The 24,533-nt window shown below is 65.4% G+C and carries 20 protein-coding genes; 11 read left to right on the top strand and 9 right to left on the bottom strand.

The window, feature by feature from the left end; translation table 11 throughout:
* The first annotated feature begins 211 nt into the window (after positions 1-211).
* The 5 genes from U0C82_RS12340 to U0C82_RS12320 all read left to right on the top strand — a co-directional run bounded on the left by U0C82_RS12340 (position 212) and on the right by U0C82_RS12320 (position 7,698).
* Positions 212-910 carry a phosphatidylserine decarboxylase gene (locus U0C82_RS12340; protein WP_322187467.1) on the top strand — a complete coding sequence of 233 codons (699 nt, stop codon included), beginning with the start codon at positions 212-214 and terminating at the stop codon, positions 908-910.
* Complete coding sequence (locus U0C82_RS12335; protein WP_322187466.1) at positions 910-1,761, top strand: CDP-alcohol phosphatidyltransferase family protein; 852 nt, start codon at positions 910-912, stop codon at positions 1,759-1,761. Before U0C82_RS12340 ends, U0C82_RS12335 begins: the two co-directional genes overlap by 1 nt.
* Before the next feature lie 161 nt (positions 1,762-1,922).
* A complete protein-coding gene (gene copM, locus U0C82_RS12330) occupies positions 1,923-2,432 on the top strand; it encodes a CopM family metallochaperone (protein WP_322187465.1) in 510 nt (169 codons plus the stop codon).
* A 389-nt stretch (positions 2,433-2,821) separates the two neighbouring features.
* Complete coding sequence (locus U0C82_RS12325) at positions 2,822-3,253, top strand: hypothetical protein (protein ID WP_322187464.1); 432 nt, start codon at positions 2,822-2,824, stop codon at positions 3,251-3,253.
* Positions 3,254-3,741: 488 nt separating this feature from the next.
* Positions 3,742-7,698 (top strand): AsmA family protein, encoded by a 3,957-nt coding sequence (locus U0C82_RS12320; RefSeq protein ID WP_322187463.1) that lies wholly within the window; start codon positions 3,742-3,744, stop codon positions 7,696-7,698.
* Between the two features lie 148 nt (positions 7,699-7,846).
* On the opposite strand, the gene U0C82_RS12315 is transcribed toward U0C82_RS12320, so the two are convergent.
* The 6 genes from U0C82_RS12315 to U0C82_RS12290 form a co-directional block, all read right to left on the bottom strand.
* Complete coding sequence (locus U0C82_RS12315; protein WP_322187829.1) at positions 7,847-8,779, bottom strand: lipid A biosynthesis lauroyl acyltransferase; 933 nt, start codon at positions 8,777-8,779, stop codon at positions 7,847-7,849.
* 20 nt (positions 8,780-8,799) lie between these two features.
* Positions 8,800-9,834: a zinc-binding dehydrogenase gene (locus U0C82_RS12310; protein WP_322187462.1), complete on the bottom strand. Its 1,035-nt coding sequence runs from the start codon at positions 9,832-9,834 to the stop codon at positions 8,800-8,802.
* A 45-nt stretch (positions 9,835-9,879) separates the two neighbouring features.
* Entirely contained in the window at positions 9,880-11,160 is a 1,281-nt protein-coding gene (locus U0C82_RS12305; protein ID WP_322187461.1) for a beta-ketoacyl-ACP synthase, read from the bottom strand.
* A gap of 48 nt (positions 11,161-11,208) precedes the next feature.
* Complete coding sequence (locus U0C82_RS12300) at positions 11,209-12,399, bottom strand: beta-ketoacyl-ACP synthase (RefSeq protein ID WP_322187460.1); 1,191 nt, start codon at positions 12,397-12,399, stop codon at positions 11,209-11,211.
* A gap of 83 nt (positions 12,400-12,482) precedes the next feature.
* On the bottom strand, positions 12,483-12,764 hold the full coding sequence (locus tag U0C82_RS12295) for an acyl carrier protein (RefSeq protein ID WP_322187459.1): 282 nt from the start codon (positions 12,762-12,764) through the stop codon (positions 12,483-12,485).
* Positions 12,765-12,921: 157 nt separating this feature from the next.
* Positions 12,922-14,868, bottom strand: coding sequence for a M23 family metallopeptidase (locus tag U0C82_RS12290; protein WP_322187458.1), 1,947 nt, complete (start codon positions 14,866-14,868; stop codon positions 12,922-12,924).
* A 182-nt stretch (positions 14,869-15,050) separates the two neighbouring features.
* Here U0C82_RS12290 and U0C82_RS12285 point away from each other — a divergent pair, with 182 nt between their 5' ends.
* The 5 genes from U0C82_RS12285 to U0C82_RS12265 all read left to right on the top strand — a co-directional run bounded on the left by U0C82_RS12285 (position 15,051) and on the right by U0C82_RS12265 (position 21,331).
* Positions 15,051-16,190 (top strand): App1 family protein, encoded by a 1,140-nt coding sequence (locus tag U0C82_RS12285; protein WP_322187457.1) that lies wholly within the window; start codon positions 15,051-15,053, stop codon positions 16,188-16,190.
* A 342-nt stretch (positions 16,191-16,532) separates the two neighbouring features.
* Positions 16,533-17,813 carry an ergothioneine biosynthesis protein EgtB gene (gene egtB / locus U0C82_RS12280; protein ID WP_322187456.1) on the top strand — a complete coding sequence of 427 codons (1,281 nt, stop codon included), beginning with the start codon at positions 16,533-16,535 and terminating at the stop codon, positions 17,811-17,813.
* A gap of 240 nt (positions 17,814-18,053) precedes the next feature.
* Positions 18,054-18,833 carry a succinate dehydrogenase iron-sulfur subunit gene (locus tag U0C82_RS12275; protein WP_322187455.1) on the top strand — a complete coding sequence of 260 codons (780 nt, stop codon included), beginning with the start codon at positions 18,054-18,056 and terminating at the stop codon, positions 18,831-18,833.
* A gap of 191 nt (positions 18,834-19,024) precedes the next feature.
* Positions 19,025-19,705: a cell wall hydrolase gene (locus U0C82_RS12270; RefSeq protein WP_322187454.1), complete on the top strand. Its 681-nt coding sequence runs from the start codon at positions 19,025-19,027 to the stop codon at positions 19,703-19,705.
* A gap of 156 nt (positions 19,706-19,861) precedes the next feature.
* Positions 19,862-21,331 (top strand): alkaline phosphatase D family protein, encoded by a 1,470-nt coding sequence (locus tag U0C82_RS12265; RefSeq protein ID WP_322187453.1) that lies wholly within the window; start codon positions 19,862-19,864, stop codon positions 21,329-21,331.
* On the opposite strand, the gene U0C82_RS12260 is transcribed toward U0C82_RS12265, so the two are convergent.
* Positions 21,325-21,912: a protein-S-isoprenylcysteine O-methyltransferase gene (locus U0C82_RS12260; protein WP_322187452.1), complete on the bottom strand. Its 588-nt coding sequence runs from the start codon at positions 21,910-21,912 to the stop codon at positions 21,325-21,327. The two genes, U0C82_RS12265 and U0C82_RS12260, sit on opposite strands and share 7 nt — an antisense overlap.
* Positions 21,909-23,180, bottom strand: a complete 1,272-nt coding sequence (locus U0C82_RS12255; protein WP_322187451.1) for a hypothetical protein — start codon at positions 23,178-23,180, stop codon at positions 21,909-21,911. Before U0C82_RS12255 ends, U0C82_RS12260 begins: the two co-directional genes overlap by 4 nt.
* 250 nt (positions 23,181-23,430) lie before the next feature.
* On the opposite strand from U0C82_RS12255, the gene U0C82_RS12250 reads away from it, so the two are divergent.
* Positions 23,431-24,054 (top strand): ribonuclease D, encoded by a 624-nt coding sequence (locus U0C82_RS12250; RefSeq protein ID WP_322187450.1) that lies wholly within the window; start codon positions 23,431-23,433, stop codon positions 24,052-24,054.
* A gap of 205 nt (positions 24,055-24,259) precedes the next feature.
* Here U0C82_RS12250 and U0C82_RS12245 read toward each other — a convergent pair.
* The coding region (locus U0C82_RS12245; protein WP_322187448.1) for a hypothetical protein at positions 24,260-24,533 on the bottom strand (274 nt) is incomplete at its 5' end.

Raw genomic sequence — 24,533 nt, 5'->3', positions numbered from 1 at the left:
TGCCGAACGCGTGGTTTTCTCAAGTGTTATGGGGTGCCCGGGCCGTCCGTGCCGCCGTGCACCCACCCGTCTCATCGTGCGGGCGCGGAGGGAAAAAACGTCGTGCCATCGTGCTTTTCGCCCGACCCGCGCGCCGTCGGGGCTGAATATTGCCGGCAAGCGGCTTATGTTGGCGAAAGCGTCTTTCAACCGAAACCACGGCATCTCGACCTTGCACATTATCGATTCCATCCGAAACGCCCTCGTTCCCATCCATCGTGCGGGCTGGCCTCTCATCGCGATCTTCTTCGCCATTTCGATCGTGATCGGTCTGTTGTGGGAGCCGCTCTTCTGGCTCGGGCTCGTCCTGACCGCCTGGTGCGCCTATTTCTTCCGCGATCCCGTGCGCGTGACGCCGATCTCCGACGATATCGTGGTCAGCCCCGCGGACGGTCACGTCTCGCTGGTCGGCCGGATGGTTCCCCCGTCCGAACTCGAACTCGGCCAGGCCGAAATGCTGCGCATTTCCGTCTTCATGAACGTGTTCGACTGCCATGTGAACCGCGCGCCGGTGGCAGGCCCGGTCCGCCGCCTGGTCTACCGCAAGGGCGCGTTCAAGAATGCCGAACTCGACAAGGCGAGCGAGGTGAACGAGCGCAACTCGCTCGTCATCGAAAGCGCCCATGGAGCGGTCGGCATCTCGCAGATCGCCGGACTGGTCGCGCGCCGCATCATCTGCTGGTCGAAGCCGGGCGACCGGCTCGAGACCGGTGAGCGCTTCGGTCTCATCCGCTTCGGCTCGCGTCTCGACATCTACTGTCCGGACGGCTTCGTCCCGCGTGTCGCCGAAGGCCAGCGGGCCCTTGCCGGCGAGACGGTGCTGGCCGAATTCGGATCCGATCGCACGACCTACGGCGCGAGGCGCGCCTGATGTCGGTCGAGGACTTCTTCCCACCCTTCGCGCCGGGCGAGCCGGACGACAATGGGGGCCGGAGCGCACGGCGCATTCCGTTCCGCCAGATCGTGCCGAACCTCGTCACCATCCTGGCGATCTGCGCCGGCATGACCGGGGTGCGCCTCGGCTTCGAGGGGCGCTACGAACTTGCCGTGGCCATGATTCTGGGCGCCGCGCTGCTCGACGGCATCGACGGACGGATCGCCCGGCTGCTGAAGGGCCAGAGCCGGTTCGGTGCGGAGATGGATTCGCTTGCCGACATCGTCAATTTCGGCCTTGCGCCCGGCCTCATCCTCTACAGCTACATTCTGAACGATGCAGGCTCGTTCGGCTGGATCTGCGCCCTGCTGTTCACCTCCGGCTGCGCCCTGCGCCTTGCGCGCTTCAACACCATGCTCGACGATCCGAACCGGCCGAAATGGCATGGCGCGTTCTTCGTCGGCGTTCCGGCGCCCGCAGGGGCGGGGCTTGCGCTTCTGCCCATGTATGTCGGTTTCATCGGTCCCGACCTCGGCGTTCCCGAGTTCACCGCCGGCGTTTCGGCGGTCTATCTCGTCTTCGTCGGGCTTTTGATGTCGAGCCGCATTCCCACTTGGTCGGGCAAGGGCGCCGGGCTTCGCATTCCACGGAGCTACGCGATCCCCATCATTCTCGTCGCCGTTCTCTACATCGCGACCCTCATCAGCTTCTTCTGGGAGACGCTGACACTGTCGACCATCGCCTATTTCTGTTCGATTCCCTTTTCATGGCGCGAATTCCAGAAGCGGTCGCGGCGCGACATGGATCTGGCGGATCGCCGGGACGACGAGGCGACCGTCTCGCACTAGATGCTGCCCGCGGTAACGCTGGCAGTACCAGCGATGCGGCCACGGCGACGCGATGTCGCAAGCCATGGTTTTGCCCCAGCTGGGCGATCATCCTCTCTTGCACGTTCCCCAAAGGGACGGCTCCCGCCGTCATCTTCATTGCCTCGACCCGGAAGACCATCATGACCAGACTTCGACGCACTCTCCTGTCCGCCGGCCTCGTCTGCCTCGCCTCGGTGCCCCTTGCCCATGCGCAGGACGGCCATGGAATGAACCATGGCGCGGCGGGGCACGGCATGTCCGCCGGTGCATCGCCGAAGCCGCGAGCGGCGACGGACCTTCCTGAGGCCTGCCAGGGCGCATCCACAAGCGCCGGTGGCGCCCAGGGCGGCATGGGCAGCATGGGCGATATGATGACCCCGGCCGAGCCCGAAAGCGAGGCCGGTCGTGCCTATGTGGACGCGATGGGTGGGACGCACGAAGCCATGATGCAGGGGCTTCGGGTGGACGATCCCGATGTCGCCTTCGTCTGCGGCATGATCCCCCACCACCGGAGCGCCGTCGCCATGGCCGAGGTCGTACTGGAATACGGCAAGGACCCGTTCGCACGCCGCCTGGCGCAAGACGTGATCGCCTCGCAGGGTGTCGAGATCGAGCAGATGCTCGAATGGCTGGCGAAGCGGGAGAACTGATCGGGTCGCGAGCCTGCCGCGAAAGCCGCGAAGACCGCTTTTCCGGAACCGGCCACGTTCTCTTCGATCTCGGCGCGGCTCACGCGGCGAATGCCGGCCGATCGGCATGAGCGTCGCATGTGTGCGGATCGGCGAACCTTATGCGGATCGTTGCCGGGTCGGCCAGCGGACGAACGGGTTCACAGCCTGTGGCGAGCCTGTTATTGTGCACTGCACCATGAAATGGAATCGCTGTTTCGACAGATGGATGTCGGCCAAAACCTTTATGGGTTCTCGAACCCATGGCGGCCGGCTCGATCGAACCCGTTCAATGGACCGAGCCTGCTTTCGGCCTGGCCCGATTTCAGGGCCGGGCAGGGCGAACTATTCGAAGCGAGGAGTTTCAAACCATGCGTGATCAGGACGACATCGAGCCATTCGACGCGCCGACCGCGGCGCTCCGCGACGGTTCGGACGGTTCGGACGGTTCGGAACCGGGCCTCGACCCGGTCACGAGCCTTTCGAGCCTGATGACCCTTTGCCAACTGACGCCTTTCGTGCTCGCCGCTCGCATTCCGATGCTGATTTCCGAGACCGGCATCTATTCTCCGCTCGAGCGGGAGGAGACACGCCTTGCCATGTCGGAGAAGGTGGATGCCGTCGTCGAGGGCACCATCGCATTCCAGGCGCAGTGGACCGCGTCCGTCCTTGCCCTTCAGGCCGCCACCCTCGAAGGCCGATTCGCGATTGCAGACTATTTCGGCGGTTTCGGCGACCTGACCGCTTCGGCGCTGAAGCCCGTTCTGGACCGGCTCCAGTCCAATGCCGATCGCCTCGGATAATCGTCCGGTTCCCGAAAGATTTGTGCCGATCGGTCCGTTCTCCTAACCCGACGGTAACTATCTCGAACTAAAACCGGAGATGACGGCAAGGCCGCGTGCCCGGATCAAGGTTTTGCGTGCCGGGCACCCCTTCCGTCGGATCGATGACGTGCAGTTCGGCAAGCACCGGCAACACCGTCATGTCGCGAACCCGTCACGGGGGTTCCGCCGTTCGTCCGGTGCATCGGCCCGGACAGCCCGTCCCGACGCCCATCGAGCGTGTTCGGACCGCCGGTGTGGCGCATTCAGCATCGACTTTCGCAGGCGTTTCTGCCTTCTGATGTCGGGAGCGTGGCTCGGGGTGGATCCTTTGGCGGGCAGGTGACGGCGCTGCGATCGGCAGGGGGCTTTGCTGTCATCGGCAGCTCCTGCACAATGGCCGAGGCCTTTGCGCGTTCCGGCCTGTGACCGTCGCGATCCGCGGATCCGGCGACGCCCGAAATTGCCGGATGAAACGCGAAGGGCGGGCGAGCGATCAAAGCGCCGGCGCCGATCGCCGGACAGGACAGGGGAGCGGTACGCTGGTTAGAGCATTCGTCCTTTTCGGCGGCCTTCTCGTTCTTGCGCTCTGCGCAGCCCTCGTCGCCCCGCTCTTCATCGACTGGTCCGTCTATCGCGACGATTTCGAGCGCGAGGCAAGCCGCATTCTCGGCCGCGACGTCACCGTCGAAGGCACGGCATCGGCGCGTCTCCTGCCGTTTCCCTCCGTCACCTTCGAAGATGTCAGCGTCGCCGGCGCGAACGGCGAGGCGCCGTTCCTGACCGTTCGCGGCTTCCGGATGAACGCCGAGCTCGCCCCCTATCTCTCCGGCGAAATCCGGATCTTCGCGATGGCCCTCGACAATCCGGTGCTGCGGATCGGCGCCGATGGCCTGTCGCTTCCGAGCCCACGCGTCTCCGAGAGCGCCGAGGTGGTGCTCGAAGATGTCGATATCACCGATGGCGAGATCGTGTTCGCCGATGGGTCGGGCATCGTCGACGCCGGCGTCTCGCGGCTCACGAACCTTGATGCCGATCTGTCCGCGCAATCCCTGTCGGGGCCCGTCGAAGGGGCGGGAACCTTCGACCTGTCCGGCGAAGACGTGGCGTTCACCCTGGGGATCGGGGAAGCCGGCACGGAAGAGGGGGCGGCCCTGCGCCTGTCTCTGGTGAGCCGAGGCTACTCGGCCCAGCTCGATCTCGACGGGCGGCTGCTCAGCGCCGATGGCTCGACGCGGTTCGACGGGCAGCTCGGCTACACCCAGCCGATCGTCGTGGCGGACGAGGACGCATCCGAACCCGCAGGCGGGTTCGGCACGCTCGTCGGTCCAGGCGACGGCGCCGCAACGGCGCCGGACGACGCTTTCGATGGCTTGCGCGGATCGCTCGCGCAAGCGGCGGTGACACCCGCCAAGCCGCCGCTGCGGGCACTGGGGACGGTCGCGATCACCGGCGACCGCCTCAGAAGCGACGTTCTGCGCGTCGAGATCGGCGAACGCGATGCGCCCTATGTGCTGACCGGAAGCGGCGAGATCACGCTGCAGAGCGGCGCGCCGGCCTTCCGTCTGGTGCTCGAGGGCGAAACCTTCGATGTCGACACGCTCGGTGCGGGCGCGCCGGCCGGCGGCGGCGGCAGCGGGGGGAATGTCTCCGCGAGCCTCGCCGCGCGCCTGGAAACGCTGCGATCCGTGCTGAGCGACGTTCCGAAGCCGACGATCGACGGAACGATCGAACTTGCCCTGCCGGTCGTGACGTTCGGCGACACGACGATCCGCGCGCTCGCCTTTCGCGCCCGTCCCCGCCCGCAGGGCTGGCTGCTGGAAGATCTGACCGCCGAACTTCCCGGACGGACGCTCGTGGAAGCCGACGGCCAGCTGCGGCTCGAGCCCTCGCTCGGATATGCCGGCAGCCTGCTCGTCGCCTCGCGCCAGCCATCCGGATTGTCGGACTGGCTGACCGGGACCATCGATCCGAAAATCCGCACCCTCGAGCGTGCGGGGCTGTCCGCCAATGTGGATCTGACGGCGGAGCGCCAGACATTCCGCGATCTTGAACTCGATCTCGGCGGCGACCCTTTGACCGGACTGATCGAGCGCGTTCCGAATTCCGATGGCGGACGTCTGACCGCACGGCTCACGGGGGGCGCCCTGGATCTCGACGCCCTGCGCGCGCTCGGGGCGATGGCGACGGGTACGGACAATGTCCTGACGAGCGTCACGCGTTACGATGTGGCGCTCAAGGCAGGTCCCGTGCGCTACGGCAAATTCGAGGCGGACAGCGTGGATGCGGACATTCTCTACGACGGGGCGGTCCTGACGCTGGCGAAACTCGAGGTCGGCGGTCTGGCCGGCGCATCCTTCGCTGCGACCGGCCAGTTGCGAGGCCTTGGCGCCGACACGGAAGGCATGATCGACCTGACCCTTGCAAGCGACGATCCGGAAGCATTCCTGGCGTTCGTCGATGAGATCAGGCCGGGCACGCCCGTCGTCGAGGCCCTGCGATCGCGTGCGGCAAGCCTCGCACCGTTGCGGCTGGCCGGCGAGATCGAATCGATCGAGCGAGGCAGCGGAAGCCCGACGCTGCTTTTGCGACTCGACGGGCAGGCGGCCGCGACCCGGCTCGATTTTTCCGCGGCGATCGAGAACGGCTTCCGCGCGATCGAGACCAGCGGGCGCGTCGGCCTCGAACTGCGCATGGAAAGCGACGCGCCGGCAACGCTCCTCGCCCAGCTCGGGCTTCCCGCGCGGGGCGGAGAAATCGAGGGACCGCTCGAAATCGAAACGTCCGCGTCCGCGTCCGCGCGCGGTCCCGCCGTCATCAGCGCGACGCTGCGCAGCCCGCAGACGGATGCCGATTTCGAAGGCGTTCTCGACCTCAGCGACAGCGGTGTCGATAATCTCGATAGCAGCGTGCGCCTGTCGAGCCGAAGCCTCGGCCCCTGGATCACGGCCTTCGGCCTCGATTTCGGTCTCGACGAGGCGATCCGCCAGCAGCTCGACGCCGATCTGACGGCCAGCATCGCCTCCGACGGCGCGGGCTGGTCGATCGCCGATCTGTCCGGCGTCGTCGGCGGCAACGCGCTGCAGAGCGATCTGTCGATCGCCGGGGACGGCAGCATCGACGGCACGCTGCGAACCGACAGCCTGTCGCTGCCCTGGCTGGCCTCGCTCGTCTACGGCGTCGACCCGTTGGCCGAAGGCGGCGGGATCTGGTCGTCGTCTCCGATCGGGACGTCGCTCCTGCCGGATCGTCCGATATCGCTCGCGGTGCGCGCCGATAGCATGGACGTCGGCACGGCGGCGATCGGGGAAATGTCCGCGCACCTTGAAAGCTCGGCACGCGATCTCGCTTTGTCGTCGCTTTCGGGCAAGCTTTTCGGCGGCGATATCAGCGGCGATCTGATCCTGCGCAATCTCGATGGCCTGGGAAGCTTCAGCGCCGATCTCAGGGCCGACGAGATCGCCCTTGCGATGCTCGCCCCGGCGCTCGCCGCAAGCGGCGATGCGTCCGACCTGACGCTGACGGCACGGCTTGATGCGACGGCGCAATCGCCGGCGGGATTGGTTGCAGCGCTCGCCGGTGCCGGCGAGGCGACGGTCGTCGGCGCGGCGCTTCCCGGCATTCCGTCCGATCCGTTGCCGGCGCTTCTGGCGGGCGCGGACGCGGAAGGCTTTTCGGCGGAGACGGACACGACGTCCGCGTTCACCCGGATCGCGGAAGGCGCCCGTTTCCCCATCACGCGTGCCGTGAGCCGGTATTCGGTCAGCGGCGGCGATGTCATCCTGCCGGGCGTCACGGTCTCGGCGGGCGGCAACACGCTGACCCTTTCGGGCCGGATCGATCTTTCGACGCTCGATCTGGACGCCGACCTGACGCTCGCGATCGAGACGGGCGAGGAACGCGTCGAAGGCGCGCAGGCGGAGGTTCGCTACGCGCTCGAGGGGCCGATCGGAGCGCCTGCGCTTCGGCGAAACGACATGGCGCTTGCCAACTATCTCGCCGTCCGCGCGCTGGAGCGCGAGCAGGCCCGCGTCGAGGCAATGCAGGAACGGCTCGAGGAAACGCTGCGGCTGCGCCGGGAGACGCGATTCTATCGCTGGATGGAGCGACGCGACGAGGCGCGCCGGCAAGAGGCGATCGAGGCGGAACTCGAAGCGCGAAACGCCGCCGCCGCCGCCGCCGCCACTGCCGCAGCCGCCGCAGCCCGGCCGGCTTCGCCGCCGCGAGAGGTTCCGGTTCGAGGCGGAAGCGGCAATGGGCCCGCCGCCCCGCCGGAGCCCGCCCCCGTGCCCGAACGGCCGGCCCCTCCGGCCGCCACCTCGCCGGAGCTTTCGCTGGACTTCGAGACCGCGCCGGAAAATTCCGGCGATGCGCGCCGGGACGGGTTTTCAACCCTTCCCGGGGTCGAGGACCCGCTCCAGTTCTGACGGGCCGTCAGTCCGGGGCCGGCCCAGTGTTGGAGCGGCAGCGCCGGGAGCGCCGGACACGATCCGGGACAAAGGTTCGGACGTTGCCGGGTCGCACGATAGGGTGGTTCGGATGTCGTGGAGGCCGGAGCCCGTGTTGTCCGCCGCCTCAACGCAGCAGTTTCTTCTGGTTCCAGCGATCGTGGAACCACATCCATTGTTCGGGATATTCGCGCACCCAGCCCTCGACGATGTCGTTGAGCGCCTGGCAGCTGGCATTGAGGTCGATCTCACCGTCCTCCCGGCGCGGCAGCGTGATCGGCGGAAACAGTTCGAGACGGTAGCGCCCGTTTTCGAGCCTGATCGAGCGCGCCGGATAGACCTCCGCATCATATTGTCGGGCAAGCTTTGGCAAGAGCGGGCTCGTCTTGCAGGGCAGCCCGAAGAACGTCGTCTTCTGGCCCTTCTTGAACTTCTGGTCCGTCAGCATGCCGACCGATCCGCCCTTGTCCAGAATGCCGGCCAGCGTCCAGGCCGCGCCTGCCTTCGAGGGAACGAGGTGTCCCCCCGCGGTTCTGCGGGCCGCCTGCACGCGTTCTGCGACATAGCGATTGTTGGGCTGGCGAAAGAGGGCGGTGAACTCGAACCCGTAGGCGGCCGCGCCGATCGGCAGGAGCTCGAACGAGCCGGTATGGCCGGTGAAGAAGATGAACGGGCCCTTGCGCTCGCTGAAATCCTCGAAGATTTCCTGGCCCTTCACCTCGACGCGGCCGGCATCCGGATTGTCGACGTCGAAATCGAACAGGTCGTCGAGGAAGACGAACTCGGCGGCAAGCCGTCCCATATGGCCCCAATTGGCCCGTGCGGTCTTCTCGATCCACGCCTCGTCCTTTTCGGGAAAGGCGCGGCGCAGATTGTGCAGGGCGAGCTTGTGGCGCGGCGTGAGCGGCCCGAGGGTGCGCGTGAACCGGTCCGCCAGTTCGAGCCCCTTTTCGGGCGGCAGGAACCGCAGGATCGACAGGACGGCGAACAGGGCCTTCGCCGTCACCCAGTCCGTCACGCGCTTGGTGCGAAGGACGAGCTTCAGGAGGCGCGGATTCATCCGCGCGGCACGCTGAAGGCTCATGCCTCGCTCATCTTGAGAATGACCTTGCCGAAAACCTTGCGGCCCTCCATGCGCTGCAGCGCGACTTCGATCTCGTCCATCGTGACCTCGGTATCGATGACCGGGTGGACGAGGCCGCGCGCGATCTTCTGCATGGCGTTCGCCATGTTCTCCATGCGGCAGCCGAACGAGCCGAAGAGCTTCAATTGCTGCTGGAACAGCATCATCAGGTTGATGTCGGTCGAAACGCCCGACGTCGAGCCGCAGGTGACGAGCCGCCCGCCACGCCTCATGCACAGCATGGAGGCGGCGAACGTATCCTTGCCGACATGTTCGAAGACGACGTCGACGCCCTTCTTGCGGGTGAGCTTGCGCGTGACGCCTTCGAAGCGGTCTTCGCGGTAATTGATGACGTGGTCGGCGCCGAGCGCCTTCGCCCGCTCGATCTTGTCGTTCGAGCCGACCGTCGTGATCACCGTGCAGCCGATCTTCTTGGCCAGCTGGATCGCGACCGAGCCGATGCCCGAGCCGCCGGCATGGATCAGGATCGTCTCGCCGGGTTCGAGCCTCGCATTGTCGAACAGCATGTGCTCGACGGTGCCGAAGGTGACCGGGGCCAGCGCTGCGCCGACCGCGTCGCAGCCGGGCGGGGCCGGGACGAGGAGCCGTGCCGGCAGGTTCACATAGTCCTGCGCGAACCCGTCGAGATGAAACCCGTGAACGCCGGAGACATGTTCGCACAGATTGTCGCGACCCTCGCGGCAGGGCTTGCAGAGCCCGCAGGTGCGCGCGCCGTAGATCGATACGAGCTGGCCGGGCAGGACCGAGGAAACGCCCTGGCCGAGCGCCGTGACGACGCCGGAGGCTTCGGCACCGATCACCAGCGGCATCTTGCGCTTGGCGAACGCCATGCCGCGCCAGCCCCAGACGTCGATATGGTTGAGCGCGACCGTCGCGACCCTGACCCGCACTTCACCCGGACCGGGGGCCTCGGGTTCCGGCAGATCGACGATTTTCAGATCCTTGTCACCGACAAGCTGGAGTGCGCGCATGGGTGTTCCGCCTTGATCGTTCAGTCGTTTCCTGGCGGCGATGTATCAGGTCGCGCGGCCGAAGACGAGGCAGGCATTCTGTCCGCCGAAGCCGAAGGAGTTCGACAGCACCGCGCGGATATCGGCCTTGCGTGCCGTGTTCGCGACGGTGTCGAGCTCGATCGTGGGGTCCGGCACCGCGTAATTGATCGTCGGTGGAAGAATGCCCTCGCGCAGCGACAGGATCGAGAAGACCGCCTCGATCGCACCGGCCGCCGTGAGCGTATGGCCGATCATCGACTTGTTCGAGGAGATCGGCGTCGTCTTCAGCGCCTCGCCGAAGACCGCGGACAGCCCCATCGCCTCCATGCGGTCGTTCTCGGGCGTGGAGGTGCCGTGCGCGTTGATGTAGTCGATGTCGTCGGGCGTCAGCCCCGCATCCTCGATCCCCGCCCGGATCGTCGCAATGATGGGCGAGCCGTCGGGCTTGGAGCGCGTGCGGTGAAAATCGTCGGCGCGCTCGCCGCAGCCGAGGATCAGGCCGTGCACCTTCGCGCCGCGCTCCAGGGCGCTTTCGAGGGATTCGAGCACGAGCGCGCCAGCCCCCTCGGCCATGACGAAGCCGTCGCGATCCTTCGAGAAGGGCTTGGAGGCCGCTGCCGGATCGTCGTTGGCGGTCGAGAGCGCCGACAGGAGGGAGAAGCGGATCAGCGATTCCTGGCTGATCGAGCCATCCGTGCCGATGCAGATGGCGCGCGTGGTCTCGCCGCGCCGGATCGCCTCGACGCCGAGCTGGATCGCGCTCGCGCCGGATGCGCAGGCGGTGGAAAGGGTGATCGGCAGGCCCCTGGTGCCGAGCCGGTCGGCCAGCATCTCGGAGATGCGGCTGCACTGGGTCGAATGATAGATGGCGAGATCGGGATTGCGCCGCGCGATATCGAGAAGCCGTTCGTAGCCCGCCTCCTCGTGCTCCGCGCCGCCCTGCTTGTCCAGTGCGAGACGCGAGCGCCACTCCATCTCGACGGGGGGCGCGGCGAGAAACAGGGGTCCGCCGAAGTCGCCGTCGGAAAGGCCGGCCATCAGAACCGCCTCGGACCCCGCCGCCTCGGCCATGGCGTAGGACAGATCGACCGCGCTCGTCTCGCGGCTCGTCATGAAGTCCACGGAGCCGCAGATGGTTGTGCGCAGGCCATCGGTGTCGAACCGTTCGATCCGGTGAATGCCGGAGACGCCGCGTGTGAGCTTGTCCCAGTTTTCCTCGATGCCGCGCCCGAGCGCCGAAACGACGCCGAGGCCGGTGACGGCGATGATCGAGCGGCCGAGGTGATCCCGCGTTGCTGTCGTCATGGTCGAATGATCTCTCTCAGGCAAAAGGCGGCGTCGCTAAACGCCGGGTCAGGACACCGCTTCCAGATAGCAGGCGCCTTCGGCATGAAGATGGCCGATCGTCGTCACGAGCGCATGCCGGGCGGGCGCGGCCTGCGCGCGCTCGTTCGCAAGGTCGGTCCGCGAGAACATCGTTCGCTTGGACAGCGCGCCGGCGGCGAGCGCGATGCCTGCGGGAACGTGCGCCTCGAAGGAATGGCCCAGCATGGAACCGTAAGCGATCCGCGCGGCATCCGGATAGGCAGCGTCGAGCGCTTCGGTCTCGACCTTCGCATGGTCGGCAAGGCCGCTCGCGCCGGACAGGATCAGGAGATCGGCAGGATCGACGGCCGGCAGGAGATCGGAAAAGCGCTTCTCCAGCCGCCCGTCGTCGCGCCTGCCGCGATCGCCGACCGCCGAGACGAGCCTTGCGTAGACGTTCGCGCCGCGCCGTTCGGCATGGTCCGGCGATTCGAGGATCAGAAACGCGCCGACGCTTCCGATGGCGATCCCGTCCGCGCCCGTCCGGCGCGACAGGACGGGCGACCATTCGTTTCGCAGCATCAGTTCGGCCAGATCGAAATTGAGGATCAGGTCGCGGCGTTCGGCCGAGAACGAACCGCCGACCAGCGCGATCTCGCTCTGGCCGCAGGCGATGCGGCTGCGGGTCGAATAGAAGGCGGAAATGCCTGCGGCCTCCTCGCCCATGAACGTGCGGGAGGACCCCGTGACCTTCTGGACGATCGAGATGTTGCCGGCGAGGAGATTGGAGAGCTGGGCCAGGAACAGCGTCGGACGCAGCTCGCTCGACAAGGTCTCGTTGATGACGCGCTCCGGCGCGTTGGAGGCGCGCGCGCGCTCCATCACCAGCGCGTCCACGGCCGGGTCGCGCTCGCCCCCGCCGGCCGCGACCACCATGTCGATCTCGGCGCGCAGGCCCTCGTCGAACGGAATGCCCGCATCCTGCAGCGCAAGGCCGGCCGCATAGACGCCGAGCCTCTGCCAGGTGTCCATCTGCCTCAGGTCGCCGCGCTTGGGAATGTGCGCGGACCAGTCGATCTCGGGCAGCGCGTGCACCGAATAGGGCGCGTATGCCTCGCGCTCGACGGACGGGCTGGGAGACGGCGCGGACAGCTTGTCGAGATGGACGTCGATTCCCTCTCCGAGCGAGGAGACGAGGCCGATGCCGGTCACGAGTACGTCGCGGGGGGAAGAGGACATGCGATTTCCAGCCGAATATGTGGATTTCGGGAACGAGGAGAGGCCGAACGCGGCTGCCGCGCCGCGGTCGGCATGATCGGGTATCAGGCGGGTTTTTCGGCGCGCAGCTCGTCGATCTTGGCGCACAGATTCTTCATGATGAAGTATTCCTCCGTGTCCGCCTCGCCATCGTTGACTTCCTGAGTCCACTTCTCGAGTGGAATCTTGATGCCGAATTCCTTGTCGATCGCAAAGACGATGTCGAGGAAGTCGAGGGAATCGATGCCGAGATCGTTGATCACGTGACTTTCGGGCGTGATCGTTTCACGCTCGATCTCGCTCGTTTCGGCGATGATGTCGGCGACTTTGTCGAATGTGGACGACACTGAAGTCTCGCTTTTCTTATTGGACGTTCGAATTTGAGAGCGATGCTATAGGCAAACGGTTCGCGATTTGAAAGCGATGCCGCGCCATGGGCGATCGCGCCGGGCTCGGTTGTTGCAAGCCTGTGACCGTTTGATGACGTTATCGGCGCCCAACAGCCTATTTCGAGGCGATCTGCGGCGCTTCGAACCGTTCGGCGATGAGGGCGTCGATCCGCTCGCGCTCGGTGGTGAAGGTCGTCAGATCGTTGCTCTTCAGAACCTGTTCGGCGCCCACCTTGATCCGCATGGGATCGACTTTCTTGCCGTTCACCTCGATCTCGTAGTGAAGATGGTTGCCGGTGGACAGGCCCGTCGATCCGACATAGCCGATCACCTGTCCCTGCTTGACGGTCGTGCCTTCCGAAAGGCCCTTCGCGAAGGCCGACTGGTGGGAATAGGACGTCACATAGCCATTGGCGTGCTTGATCTTGGTGTGGCGGCCGTAGCCGGACTTCCAGCCCTCTTCGATCACGGTTCCGTTCGCCGCCGCCAGGATGGGCGTGCCGCTCGGGGCCGCCCAGTCGACGCCCCAGTGCGGACGCACATAGCCGAGCACCGGATGCTTGCGCCCGGTCGAGAACGCCGAGGTGAAACGCCCCCTCGGCAGCGGCTTGCGGATGAGGAACTGGCGCGCGCTGCGCCCTTCCGCGTCGAAGTAGGAGGCACGGTCCGCACCGTCCGGCTTGAAGCGATAGAGGGTCTTCTCCATGTCGCCCAGTTTCAGCGAGACCGACAGGATGTCGGACCGCGTCGCGCCCTCGCCCTCGCCCTCGCGCACCTCGTCCATCGTGTAGAACACCGACAGCCGGTCGGTGGGGGACAGGCGCGACTGGAGGTCGACTTCGCTCGCGAGCGTGCGGATCAGCTCCTGGCACATCGCCTGATCGAAGCCGTAGGCGAGGCCCGCCTGATAAAGCCCGTCGTAGATCGTCGGCATGTCGGCCCTGATCGGCGCCTCGCTCTCGCGCTCGTCGAAAATCGCGGCGACCGAATCGGCCATTTCGGGCGCATAGGCTTCTTCGAAGACGCCATCCTGCGTCTCGGCGACCGTGCCCAGATGGGTCTTGCCCCGATAGGCCGAGAGGCGGATGACCGTGCGCGTCTCGCCGACGCTTTCGATGCCGAGCCGGAGGGCGTCGCCCGCCGAGAGCATTTGATCCTTCAGCTGGTCCGCGAGCGCCTTGCCGGCGTCCTTGCTGTCGACGCCGCGTTCGCTGAGGCCTTCGAGCGCGTCGACGATCGCCCTGGATTCGCGAACCGGCACGATCTCCTCGTAGAAGCGGGGATGGGCGTTCGAACGCTCCGACGGCTCGAAGGACACGTTCTCCTGGATGATGCGGAAGGCCGAGCCCGGCTCGTATTCCTCGTTGGCGCCGCTGAACCCGAAGCGAAACGGATCGAGGCGTGAAAGCGAGGCGACCTGGATCGGTTCGTTGCGCAGGGACGGCATGGTCTCGCGCACCAGTTGCTCGGCCTCCTCGGACGTCAGGACCGGCGCTGCCTCGTAGGACGCTTCGTCGAAGGAAAACTCCGAGATGTTGAGCGAGATGCCGCTTTCCATGCGGTCGCCGTAGATCTGGGTGGCTGCCAGCGAAAGCCGGTCCTCGTCATCCTCCTCGGCGGGCGGAAGGCTTTCCGACATGATGCTGATCGGGTCGAAGCGCGGATAGTTCTGCGTCGTGGGATGGCGCGCGGCGAGGAGCATGTTCACCAGCGCGAAGGGCCGCGTCGAGACGACCTCACGGTCGCCATCCCTGACGAGCGTCGACAGCTCGACCACCTGATGCGAACTTGCCAGCGGCAAAGCGGTCGCGAAAACCCGCGCGCCCTTCTCGGCGACGTCTGCAATATTCCGGGGATAATCGGCGATGTGGGAGGGAAGGGCGGCGCCGGCGCTGTTCTCCAAGGCCGCCGACAGTGCGATGCCCATCAGCGCGCTCGACGTCACGCCGGTCAACAGCGTGCCGGCCAGCCAGCGCAACGAGACCTGTCTGCGGTCGGGCTTGCGCCGCCGATCCACCAGAAGCGGTGGTTCGTCGCCGAAAGCCGGTTTGCCGTGGACCAAGTGTACGTATCCCCCGTGTTCGTCGAAGATGGGTGTCGGTGAAAAAAAGGGCGAAAGCAAGAAGTCTTCGCCCTTGCGCCCGGTGCGTCCTGTGCGGGGCGCGAGCCCCTTCGGTCTTCGCAAGGACCCGATCCTGTCGATTTCCGCTACGGTTTTTCGCCGGTCCTCCTATGTCCGTCCCCATGGTGGAAACAAGATTCAGACAAGCCGTTCATTGGGTCGAGAGACACTGGGACAGGACGCGGTTCGAGATCAAGCGGCGGACCGGCCTGCTTGGAACGCCCATCCTGCTTCCCTTCATCGGCATGGCCGGGGCGGACGGCATGTGGATGCGCGGGCGCGTCATCGAGCAGAACGGCGCGATCAGCGCGCCGCCGACCCATTCGCTCTTCGAGAACATCAAGCTCACCTTCAAGCGCTACGAGACCGACGAGATCAACGACGCCCAGATCTTCTGGAGCATCGGTGCCCGGAGCGGCGAGGCGCGCACCGATCGCGAGGGTTATTTCGACATCGAGCTGGCGGTCGATCCCGGCACGCTGGACGCGCCATGGGACTATGTCCGGATCGAGCTCGGCGAGGTGCCGGGCTATGGATCGTCGCGCAGGGAGATCGGCGCCGAACTGCCGGTGCGCTCGATTTCCGACGCGGCGCGATACGGCGTCATTTCGGACATCGACGACACGATCGTGAAGACCGGCGCCTTCAACTTCCTGAAGCACTGGCGCACGGTCGTTGCCAATTCCGCCGAAACGCGAACCGCGTTTCCGGGCGTCTCCCATTTCTACCGGGCGCTGGCCAACGGTGCCATGGGCCCCGAGACGAACCCGTTCTTCTACGTCTCGTCCAGTCCATGGAACCTCTTCGATCTCTTCGACCGGTTCCTGGTGATCCACGACATTCCGCGCGGACCGATGTTCCTCAAGGATTTCGGCCTCGATGCCACGAAATGGCTGACCGGCGGCCACGACAATCACAAGACGACCATGATCGAGCGCGTGTTCGACGCCTATCCGCACCTGCCCTTCATCCTGATCGGCGATTCGGGCCAGGACGACGGCCGGATCTATGCCGATGTCGCAAGCAAGCATCCCGGCCGGGTCATGCAGGTCCATATTCGCGACGTCACGAAGGGGATTCTCGAAACCCACATCACCGAAGGCATCGAGCAGCTGAAGGCGCAGGGGATCACCGTGACGCTGGCGCCGACCCTCTACGAAGCCGCCAGCGCGGCCGAGGCGGCCGGTCTGATCGAAGCGCGCGACGTGCGCGACGTCCAGAACCGCATCCGGGAGCGGGAGCGGGACGGAAAGGGCGCATAGGCAGCGCATCCCTGCCGCGACAGAACGCCGCTCGTCCGAACCCGCGAGCGTGCCGTCCGGACCCATGATACGGCCCGATTCCAACCGGCCGCGCCGTGACTTCGGGACCGGGACCGCGTCCAGTCGGGCGCTCGCGGGATCGTCGGCTTATGTCGCAGATGTGAAGACTTATCGCCCGGGCGGTCGGAATCGTCATTGCACGGCCGCGCGCCGGACCTAAATCGACACGAACTGGTCCATGCGATCCGCATGGCCTCCGCAAGGACCTGGCGTCCGGTCCGATCCGGGCCAGTCCGCCCCGGTCGGCGCGAGTTTCCTTCGAGTGGATGACGAGGTTCGGTCGTGACAGCTGTTTTTCCCTGCCCATCGTCGAGCGACGCCGTAAGCTCGACCCGAGAACGTTTCCTGCGCGTGCGCCTTGCGAGCCGTCAGCTCGCCGCCAACCTGTCGGATGCCGACGCGACGGTTCAGTCGATGCCGGATGCAAGCCCGGCCAAATGGCATCTGGCACACACGACCTGGTTCTTCGAGACCATGGTCCTGAAACCCGTCGCCGCCGGCTACGAGGTGTTCGACGAAAGCTTTAACTTCCTCTTCAACTCCTACTATGAGAGCGTCGGCGAGCGGCAGCCCCGGCCCAAGCGCGGTTTCGTGACACGGCCTTCGCTCGCGGAGGTTCTGGCCTACCGCGACCATGTGGATCGCGCGATGGAAACGCTTCTGGAGAGCGATCTCGACGGCGACCTCACCGACCTCATCGAACTCGGCTGCCATCACGAACAGCAGCATCAGGAATTGCTGCTGACCGACATTCTCCATCTGTTTTCGCAGAGCCCCTTGCGGCCGGCGTTCACCGATCCCGAGCCGATCTCTTCCGAGGCACGCGAAACGGCCCCGATGACGTTCCTGCCGTTCGAGGGCGGCATCGTCGAGATCGGCCATGATGGTTCGGGGTTCGGCTTCGATTGCGAGGGCCCGCGCCACCGCACGCTGCTCGAGCCATATCGCCTCGCAGATCGGCTGGTGACCAATGGCGAATGGATCGATTTCATCGAAGCCGGCGCCTACCGCGATCCGATGCGCTGGCTTTCGGCCGGCTGGGCCGATATCAAGGCCAATGGCTGGACGATGCCGCTCTATTGGGAAAAGCGCGATGGCACCTACTGGTCGATGACGCTGCGCGGGTTTCAGCCGATCGATCGGGCTGCGCCCGTCACCCATATCAGCTATTACGAAGCCGATGCCTTCGCCTCCTGGGCCGGCAAGCGGCTTCCCACCGAAGCGGAATGGGAAAACGCCGCGCAGGGCTTGCCGCTCTCCGGCAATTTCGCAAGTTCCGGCCGCCTGCGCCCGTTGCCCGCAGAGGATTTGGATGCGGGACCGCGCCAGATGTTCGGCGATTGCTGGGAATGGACGCAGAGCGCCTTCCTTCCCTATCCGCGTTTCAAGACCGCCGCGGGCGCCGTGGGCGAATACAATGGCAAGTTCATGTGCGGCCAGTTCGTGCTTCGCGGCGGATCCTGCGCGACGTCCGAGGGCCATGTCCGCGCGACCTATCGCAACTTCTTCCCGCCGGAAGCCCGCTGGCAGTTTTCCGGTCTTCGGCTGGCCGAGGACGGATAGCGTCCACGCGGCCGACACCGGTCCCGGACCCGACCGGCGCCGGGGTCGGACGGCAGGACGGTCCGGCTGCATCGCCCGGTGCTCGGAATGGCGCGCGGTCTCCTGAAAGGTCCGTGTTTCGATCGAACCGGCCACAATATGCGGGGAAGAAAGGGAAGGGGCGCGCGCATTCGTCTCTTCCGTTTTGCAGCGCACTCGCTATGTTGCGTGCAAGGATCAACAGGACCGGACACAACGACCATGGTCGAACTTACGCTTCCCAAGAACTCGACGATCTCCGAGGGCAAGACGTGGGATCGTCCCAAGGGCGCGAACAATATTCGCGAATTCAAGATCTATCGCTGGTCGCCGGACGATGACGACAATCCCCGTCTGGACACCTATTTCGTCGATCTCGACGATTGCGGGCCGATGGTTCTCGACGCACTCCTTTGGATCAAGAACAAGGTCGATTCGACCCTGACCTTGCGCCGCTCGTGCCGCGAAGGCATTTGCGGCTCCTGCTCGATGAACATCGACGGCAGCAACACGCTGGCCTGCACGAAGGGCATGGACGAGATCGATGGCACTGTCGCCGTCTATCCGTTGCCGCACATGCCGGTGGTCAAGGATCTCGTGCCGGACCTGACCGTGCCCTACGCCCAGCTCCGCTCCATCGAACCCTGGCTCAAGACCGAATCGCCCGAACCGCAGAAGGAATGGCTGCAGAGCCATTCCGACCGCGAGAAGCTCGACGGTCTCTACGAATGTATTCTCTGCTTCTGCTGCCAGACCTCCTGTCCCTCCTACTGGTGGAACGGCGAGCGCTATCTCGGCCCCGCCGTCCTGCTGCAGGCCTATCGCTGGCTGATCGATTCCCGTGACGAGGCGACGGGCGAGCGCCTCGACGCTCTCGAAGATCCGTTCAAGCTCTATCGATGCCACACGATCATGAACTGCACCCAGTCGTGTCCGAAAGGCCTGAACCCGGCGAAGGCGATCGCCGAGATCAAGAAGATGATGGTCGAGCGCCGGGTCTGATCGAAAGATCCGATCCGTCATAGCCGAGCGGCCGGTGAAGACCGGCCGCTTTTCGTTGGTCTGTGGCAGCACCGGCATCCCGGCGCCAACCCCATCCGACCCGACGCATTTCGGCAACAGTTTCAATGCGGCTTGACCGTTCCGGACGACCAGCCGCGAAACTGCCCAAATCCGAAACGATCGGTTTCGGCATGAAAACACGATCATTCATCAACACCGCCGCTCGCGCAGGCCTCCCGGTCGTTGCAGCCCTTCTCATGTCCGGCTGCGTTCGGAGCGACAAGCCCGTCGTCGAGGAGGTGCTGGGCTCCGTCGACGTCAAGGAGCAGACATGCATGGCGCGCGCCATGTACTTCGAAAGCAACCGCTCCAGCGAAGACGGCATGCTGGCTGTCGGCACCGTGGTTATGAACCGCGTCGAAAGCGCGTCCTTTCCCGACGATGTCTGTTCGGTCGTCGCGCAGAACCGGCAGTTCGCACCCGGCGTGATGACGCGCGAGATGACCGGCGGGCGGGAACTCGCCATGGCGACCGCGGCGAAGGTGCTGCGCGGAGAGCGCCACGAAGGGGTCCGGACCGCCCGCTTCTTCCATACGGCAGGGCACAGCTTCAGCTATCCGAACATGCATTACGTCGCGATCGCCGGCGGCAATTCGTTCTACGAAAAGATCGGGCGCGATCTGCGCAGCCATGCCAGGCTCGCAACGCAGGCCGACGTGAAGGCGGGCCGCGAAAGCTTCGATTTCGCAACGCTTCGCCAGCCTGCCGAAACGGCAATCGAACCGACGAGCGCGATCGCGCTGGACAGCACGAAGGCGCGCGGGCAGAGCAATCCCTTCATGTCGCTGTTCGGGTCCGGTTCGCAAGACTGACGCCGATGCACGGCGGGATTTCGCGTTTCTCCACGTTATCGTGAGGCCTTGCGCCGCGCTGACGCGTTGCGAAAAGCGTTTCCGTCCTTAGATCATGTCCCGGCGGGTGCGGACCGCACGTTTCGTGCGTGGTGCGACGGAAAACGAGGTGGGGACATGACTTTTGACGGCAAAGGCGCCAGCGAACGAACGGCTGGCATGTCGGTCGGTCCGATCCTGATCTCGCGGGGCGCGGACGACGCGTTTCATTCGATCGTCGCGATCCTGGTCCGCCCCGCACATGCCGAAGCCGTGCCTCTCATCCTTTCCGGCCGGACGCGGATCGAACCGGAGCTCCTGACCGAACTGTTCGGCTCGAAGGTCTGGCGCTACGCGTTCTCCGTTCCGACCCGGGAGGCGATCGGTTACAGCCTCGACGGCAAGGATTTCCGCATCGCGCCCTGCGGCGCCGGGGATCTGCGCATTGCCTACGTGTCCTGCAACGGCGAGGAAAACGGCGATCTCGACCGGCCGCTCGAGGAGCGCGACGTGATGTGGAACCGGCTCGCCGGCCAGCACCGCCACCATCCCTTCGGCCTGATCCTCGAAGGGGGCGACCAGATCTATGCCGATGATGTGCTGGAGAGCCATCCCGAGGTGATCGCATGGGAGGAGGCGAGCGACGCGGAGGGCGCCGTCATGCCGCTCTCGCAGGCCGCCCGGGACGCGGTCCGCTTCTTCTACTTCAACCGCTACTGCATCACCTATGCCAGGCCGGCGATGGCCGCGCTTTCGGCCGAGGCACCTGCCGCGATGATGTGGGACGACCACGACATCATCGACGGTTGGGGGAGCCTGGCGGACGAGGTGCTGGACAGTCCCATCGGTCGCGGTGTCTTCGAGGCCGCGCGCGAAATGTTCCGCATCTTCCAGATCGGCGTGGGGGAGGGGCCTCTGCCGGACAGTTTCCATGACGCCACAGGCGAGACTTTCACCTACAGCTTGGATTTTCCGGGCTTCCGACTGGTGGTTCCCGATCTTCGCAGCGAGCGCCGCCGCCACCGCGTCATGGGTCCGAAGGGCTGGCATGGTTTCGAGACGGCGATGTCGACCGCCCCGGCCGATACGAGGATCCTTCTGATGTCGAGCGTTCCCGTCATGGGGCCGCGCCTGTCCTGGCTCGAATTCGTCTCGGACTATGTTCCGCCCGCCCGCGACTACGAGGACGATCTGCGCGACCAGTGGCAGAGCCGCAGCCATCGCAAGGAGTGGAAGCGGTTTCTCAAGGTTCTGGCGGAGGCCCAGGAACACAAGCCGAACCGCGTGACGATTCTGTCCGGCGAGATTCACCTCGCGACACGCGGGCAGATGAGCCTTCGGGACAAGACCTCGATCCATCAGCTCGTATCGTCCGGCATCTCGCATCGCTCGCCGCCGAGGGCGTATGCGCTGGTGCTGACCATGCTCGCGCGCCTCGGCGAAAGCCCGCTTCCGCGCCGCAAGATCAAGATGCATCGGATGCCGTCGGCCAAGACAATCTATGTCGAGGAGCGCAACTACATGGTGCTCCGCCGGGACGGGCGCGACTGGTCGGCGGTCTGGGAACTCGAAGAACAGGGTCGCACTTCGGCGCTCCAGCTTCAGTAAACCCCCGGAATGATCCGCGCGGTGCGCTCGCAATAGAGGCGATAGTCCTCGCCGAATGCCGATTCCATCATTTTCTCTTCCGGGCCGACCCGCAGGAAGAACAGGGTTCCGAAGCCGACAAGGCCCGAAAGCCCGGCGACGACATTCGGCACCAGCAGCGCCTGCGCCAGCGCCATCGACCAGAACGCGGTGTACATGGGATGGCGCACGCGGCGGTAGATGCCGCTCGTCACGAGCTTGTGCTTCTCGCGAAGGTCGAGCGAGACCGACCACATCTTGCCGAGCGCCTTGTGGGTGAGGCGGAAGAGGACGAGGGCGAGAATCGCCACCGCCATGCCGAGCGCCACCTGGAGGGTCGACGGCGAATAATCTGCGAATGCCGGAAAGCCGGTCACGGCGAACAGGCCGGGCAGAACGCCGAGACCGGTGAAGGATACGAGCATCCGCATTGTTTCGGCCGCGCCGCGCCGGGTGGTCTCGACTCTGGCACGCTTCGCGCGGCGCTCGAACGGATATCGGATCACATACCAGCATATCACCATGATCGCCCAGGCAATCGTCCCCACCGTCGCAATGGTCATTCGGAAGCCTTTTCTAAGGATCGGTCGGCATGGGTCGCTGCTGCGGGAGGACGTGCGTCCGAGACCAGCGGCGGCCTGTCCAGCGTCTTGTGCCGCCGGAAATCGCTCATGGAACCGGGGCCGAGCAGGAGCATGTGGAAGGAATAGGGCCCACGCCGCTCGACGGCCAGGACGAACTGGCGGTGAAGCCGGAAAAAATCGCGCTTGATCCGCCGGTAGGTCGTCTCGCTCACCATCCGCCGCAGCCGGATCTTGAAGACGAGGGGCAGGGGGTCCGCCGAGATTCCGAGCGTTTGCGCCGGATTGGATTTGTAGAAATTGATCGGATCGGTGAGTGCCTGGCAGTCGGTCCAGGGAACCGCGTGATCGACGACGAGGCGGCGCACAGCGTCGCGCTGCCATCCGGCGTTGGGGTGAAGCGCGGTCTTCATCAGGCTCGATCCGACGGTCAGGAGATGCAGGGGCATGCCGGGGGCGAGACCTGCCCCGTAGGCCTTCGCGAGCGCCGGCACCGCCAGGCTGACGCCCAGACTGTGACCGGCGACGACGATTTCGTCCGCCTCGCTTGCCTCTGTCCGCGACCTGAGGATGTCGGCGAACGCGTCGATGCGGCGGTCGATGGCGGGGTTGGTGCGGTTGCAGAGGTCGCGTGCGAGCGACCAGTCGTCGAGTGCGGTCAGGAGGAACCAGCGCCGGTTCGCCAGATAGAGGAGGATCGCCGCGGCGGCCGAACCGATCAGCACGCCGGCGAGCCATGTGGTCGGACCGGTGAACAAGGCGCCGAGCGTCAGCGCGAGGAGAATGCCGAAGGCGAGGATCGCGGCCGGCACGAGGATGGGGAAGAGAAAGAAGGCGCCGTAGCGAAAGGACGTTCGGCAATAGCGCAGGAACGTGCCGTCGAAAACGAAGCTGAAAAGCGCGGCGAACCCGTCGCAGACGCGTCGCGGCAGCGGTTTCGATGCATAATCGGCGATAAGATCGTCCCAGACGCAGAAGACGAGCCGGGTCTTCACGACCGATCCGGACATCTCGCCCGTCAGGCAGGCATCGAGCTCGACATAGGGCGATGCCGCGCGATCGGATGGACATGCGTCGGTCCGCTCGACCGGCGTGAACGCGACGCGCGAGCCGAACACGGCCGCGGAACGCTCGGCGGCCCTGCGGAAGCGCGCGACCTGCGCCTCGGGCAGAAGCGGTTCGAAACCTGGGAATACGAAAACGAGGCGTCTGCCGATCTGCCTCGCATAGTCGATCTGCGACTGGGTCATGCCATCATTGACTTTCACGGATCTGCGACACGGCGAGCCGGGGCCTTCTTTCGCGTTCGGGTAGGTAGGATCGTTCGGTTTACCGGCTAACGTGTTTTGCGCCGGAGAAAAAGCCGAAACTGGCGCAGCGCGGACGGTGGCGGGCGGGTGTGTCCTCCAGTCCCGCCCTCGCCACGGTGCCTGTTTGTCGCTCCCGGCCAATCGAGCTAAGGAGGGAACGACAAGCCAGCCATTGAAAGACATAACATCGATGACCATTCGCGTTCACAAGGGCGATCTTCCCAATCTCGACCGGTACACCGGTCCCGTTGCGATCGACACCGAGACACTCGGCCTCAACACCCTGCGGGACCGGCTCTGCGTCATCCAGCTCTCGCCGGGGGACGGAACCGCCGATATCGTGCAGGTGGCCAAGGGCCAGCGCGAGGCCCCCAACATCGCGGCGCTTCTCAAGGACGCGTCCAGGACGAAGATCTTCCATTATGCGCGCTTCGACGTCGCCGCCCTCTATCACGCGTTCGGTGCGATGACGGACGGCATCTTCTGTACCAAGATCGCCTCGCGCCTGACGCGAACCTATACGGATCGCCACGGCCTGAAGGATCTCGCGCGCGAGCTGGTGGGCGTCGACCTGTCGAAGCAGCAGCAGTCTTCCGACTGGGCCGCCGACATCCTCACCCCGGCGCAACTCGACTATGCGGCCTCCGACGTTCTCTATCTGCACGACATTATGGGCGCCCTCTACAAGCGGCTCGAGCGCGAGGACCGCATGGACGTCGCCCGCGAATGCTTCCGTTTCTTGCCGACCCGCGTCAGGCTCGATCTCGCCGGGTGGAACGATGAGGACATTTTTTCGCACGGCGCGAAGGCCTGAGCCGTCCTCGCGGCGCCGATAGGGGCACGAGGGCGCGCAGCGCCCCGCAGGGCAGGCGATCGCGGGCTTTTTCGAGAAAAAATGCATGAAAGCCAAATTCGCTGTTGACGGGTCGCTCCGACTGCCCCTATAAAGCGCTCAACAACGACGGCGAAGGCGCCGGACGGGTTGAGGGAGACGGAAGCCGAACGGTTCACCGTCTCATTCAAGTCTGAAAACAATCTGGTCTCTTATCAAATAGGGGGCTGGGTTGCATTCGCGCCTTCAGGTTTTTGTTTTTCGGTGAAAGCGTCATGCTGACGACCTGCCAAGGCAGGCGGCGGGCGGTGTTTTCCTGAGACATATCGGGATTGGCTTGGCCTTTTGGGGTTTGGTTGGTTGTCCGGCGCTGATTTGGTTTGGCGTGATCTTTGACAAGTTGGTTATGAAATCGAGAAGAAAGAGAGACGTGGGCGGCGTTTGGGCGGCTCCCGGCGTTT

The organism is Fulvimarina uroteuthidis (genome assembly GCF_034321785.1).
GTDB lineage: Bacteria > Pseudomonadota > Alphaproteobacteria > Rhizobiales > Rhizobiaceae > Fulvimarina > Fulvimarina uroteuthidis.
Note: the sequence above shows the minus strand (reverse complement) of the source record. Positions and strands in the feature narration are given on the sequence as shown.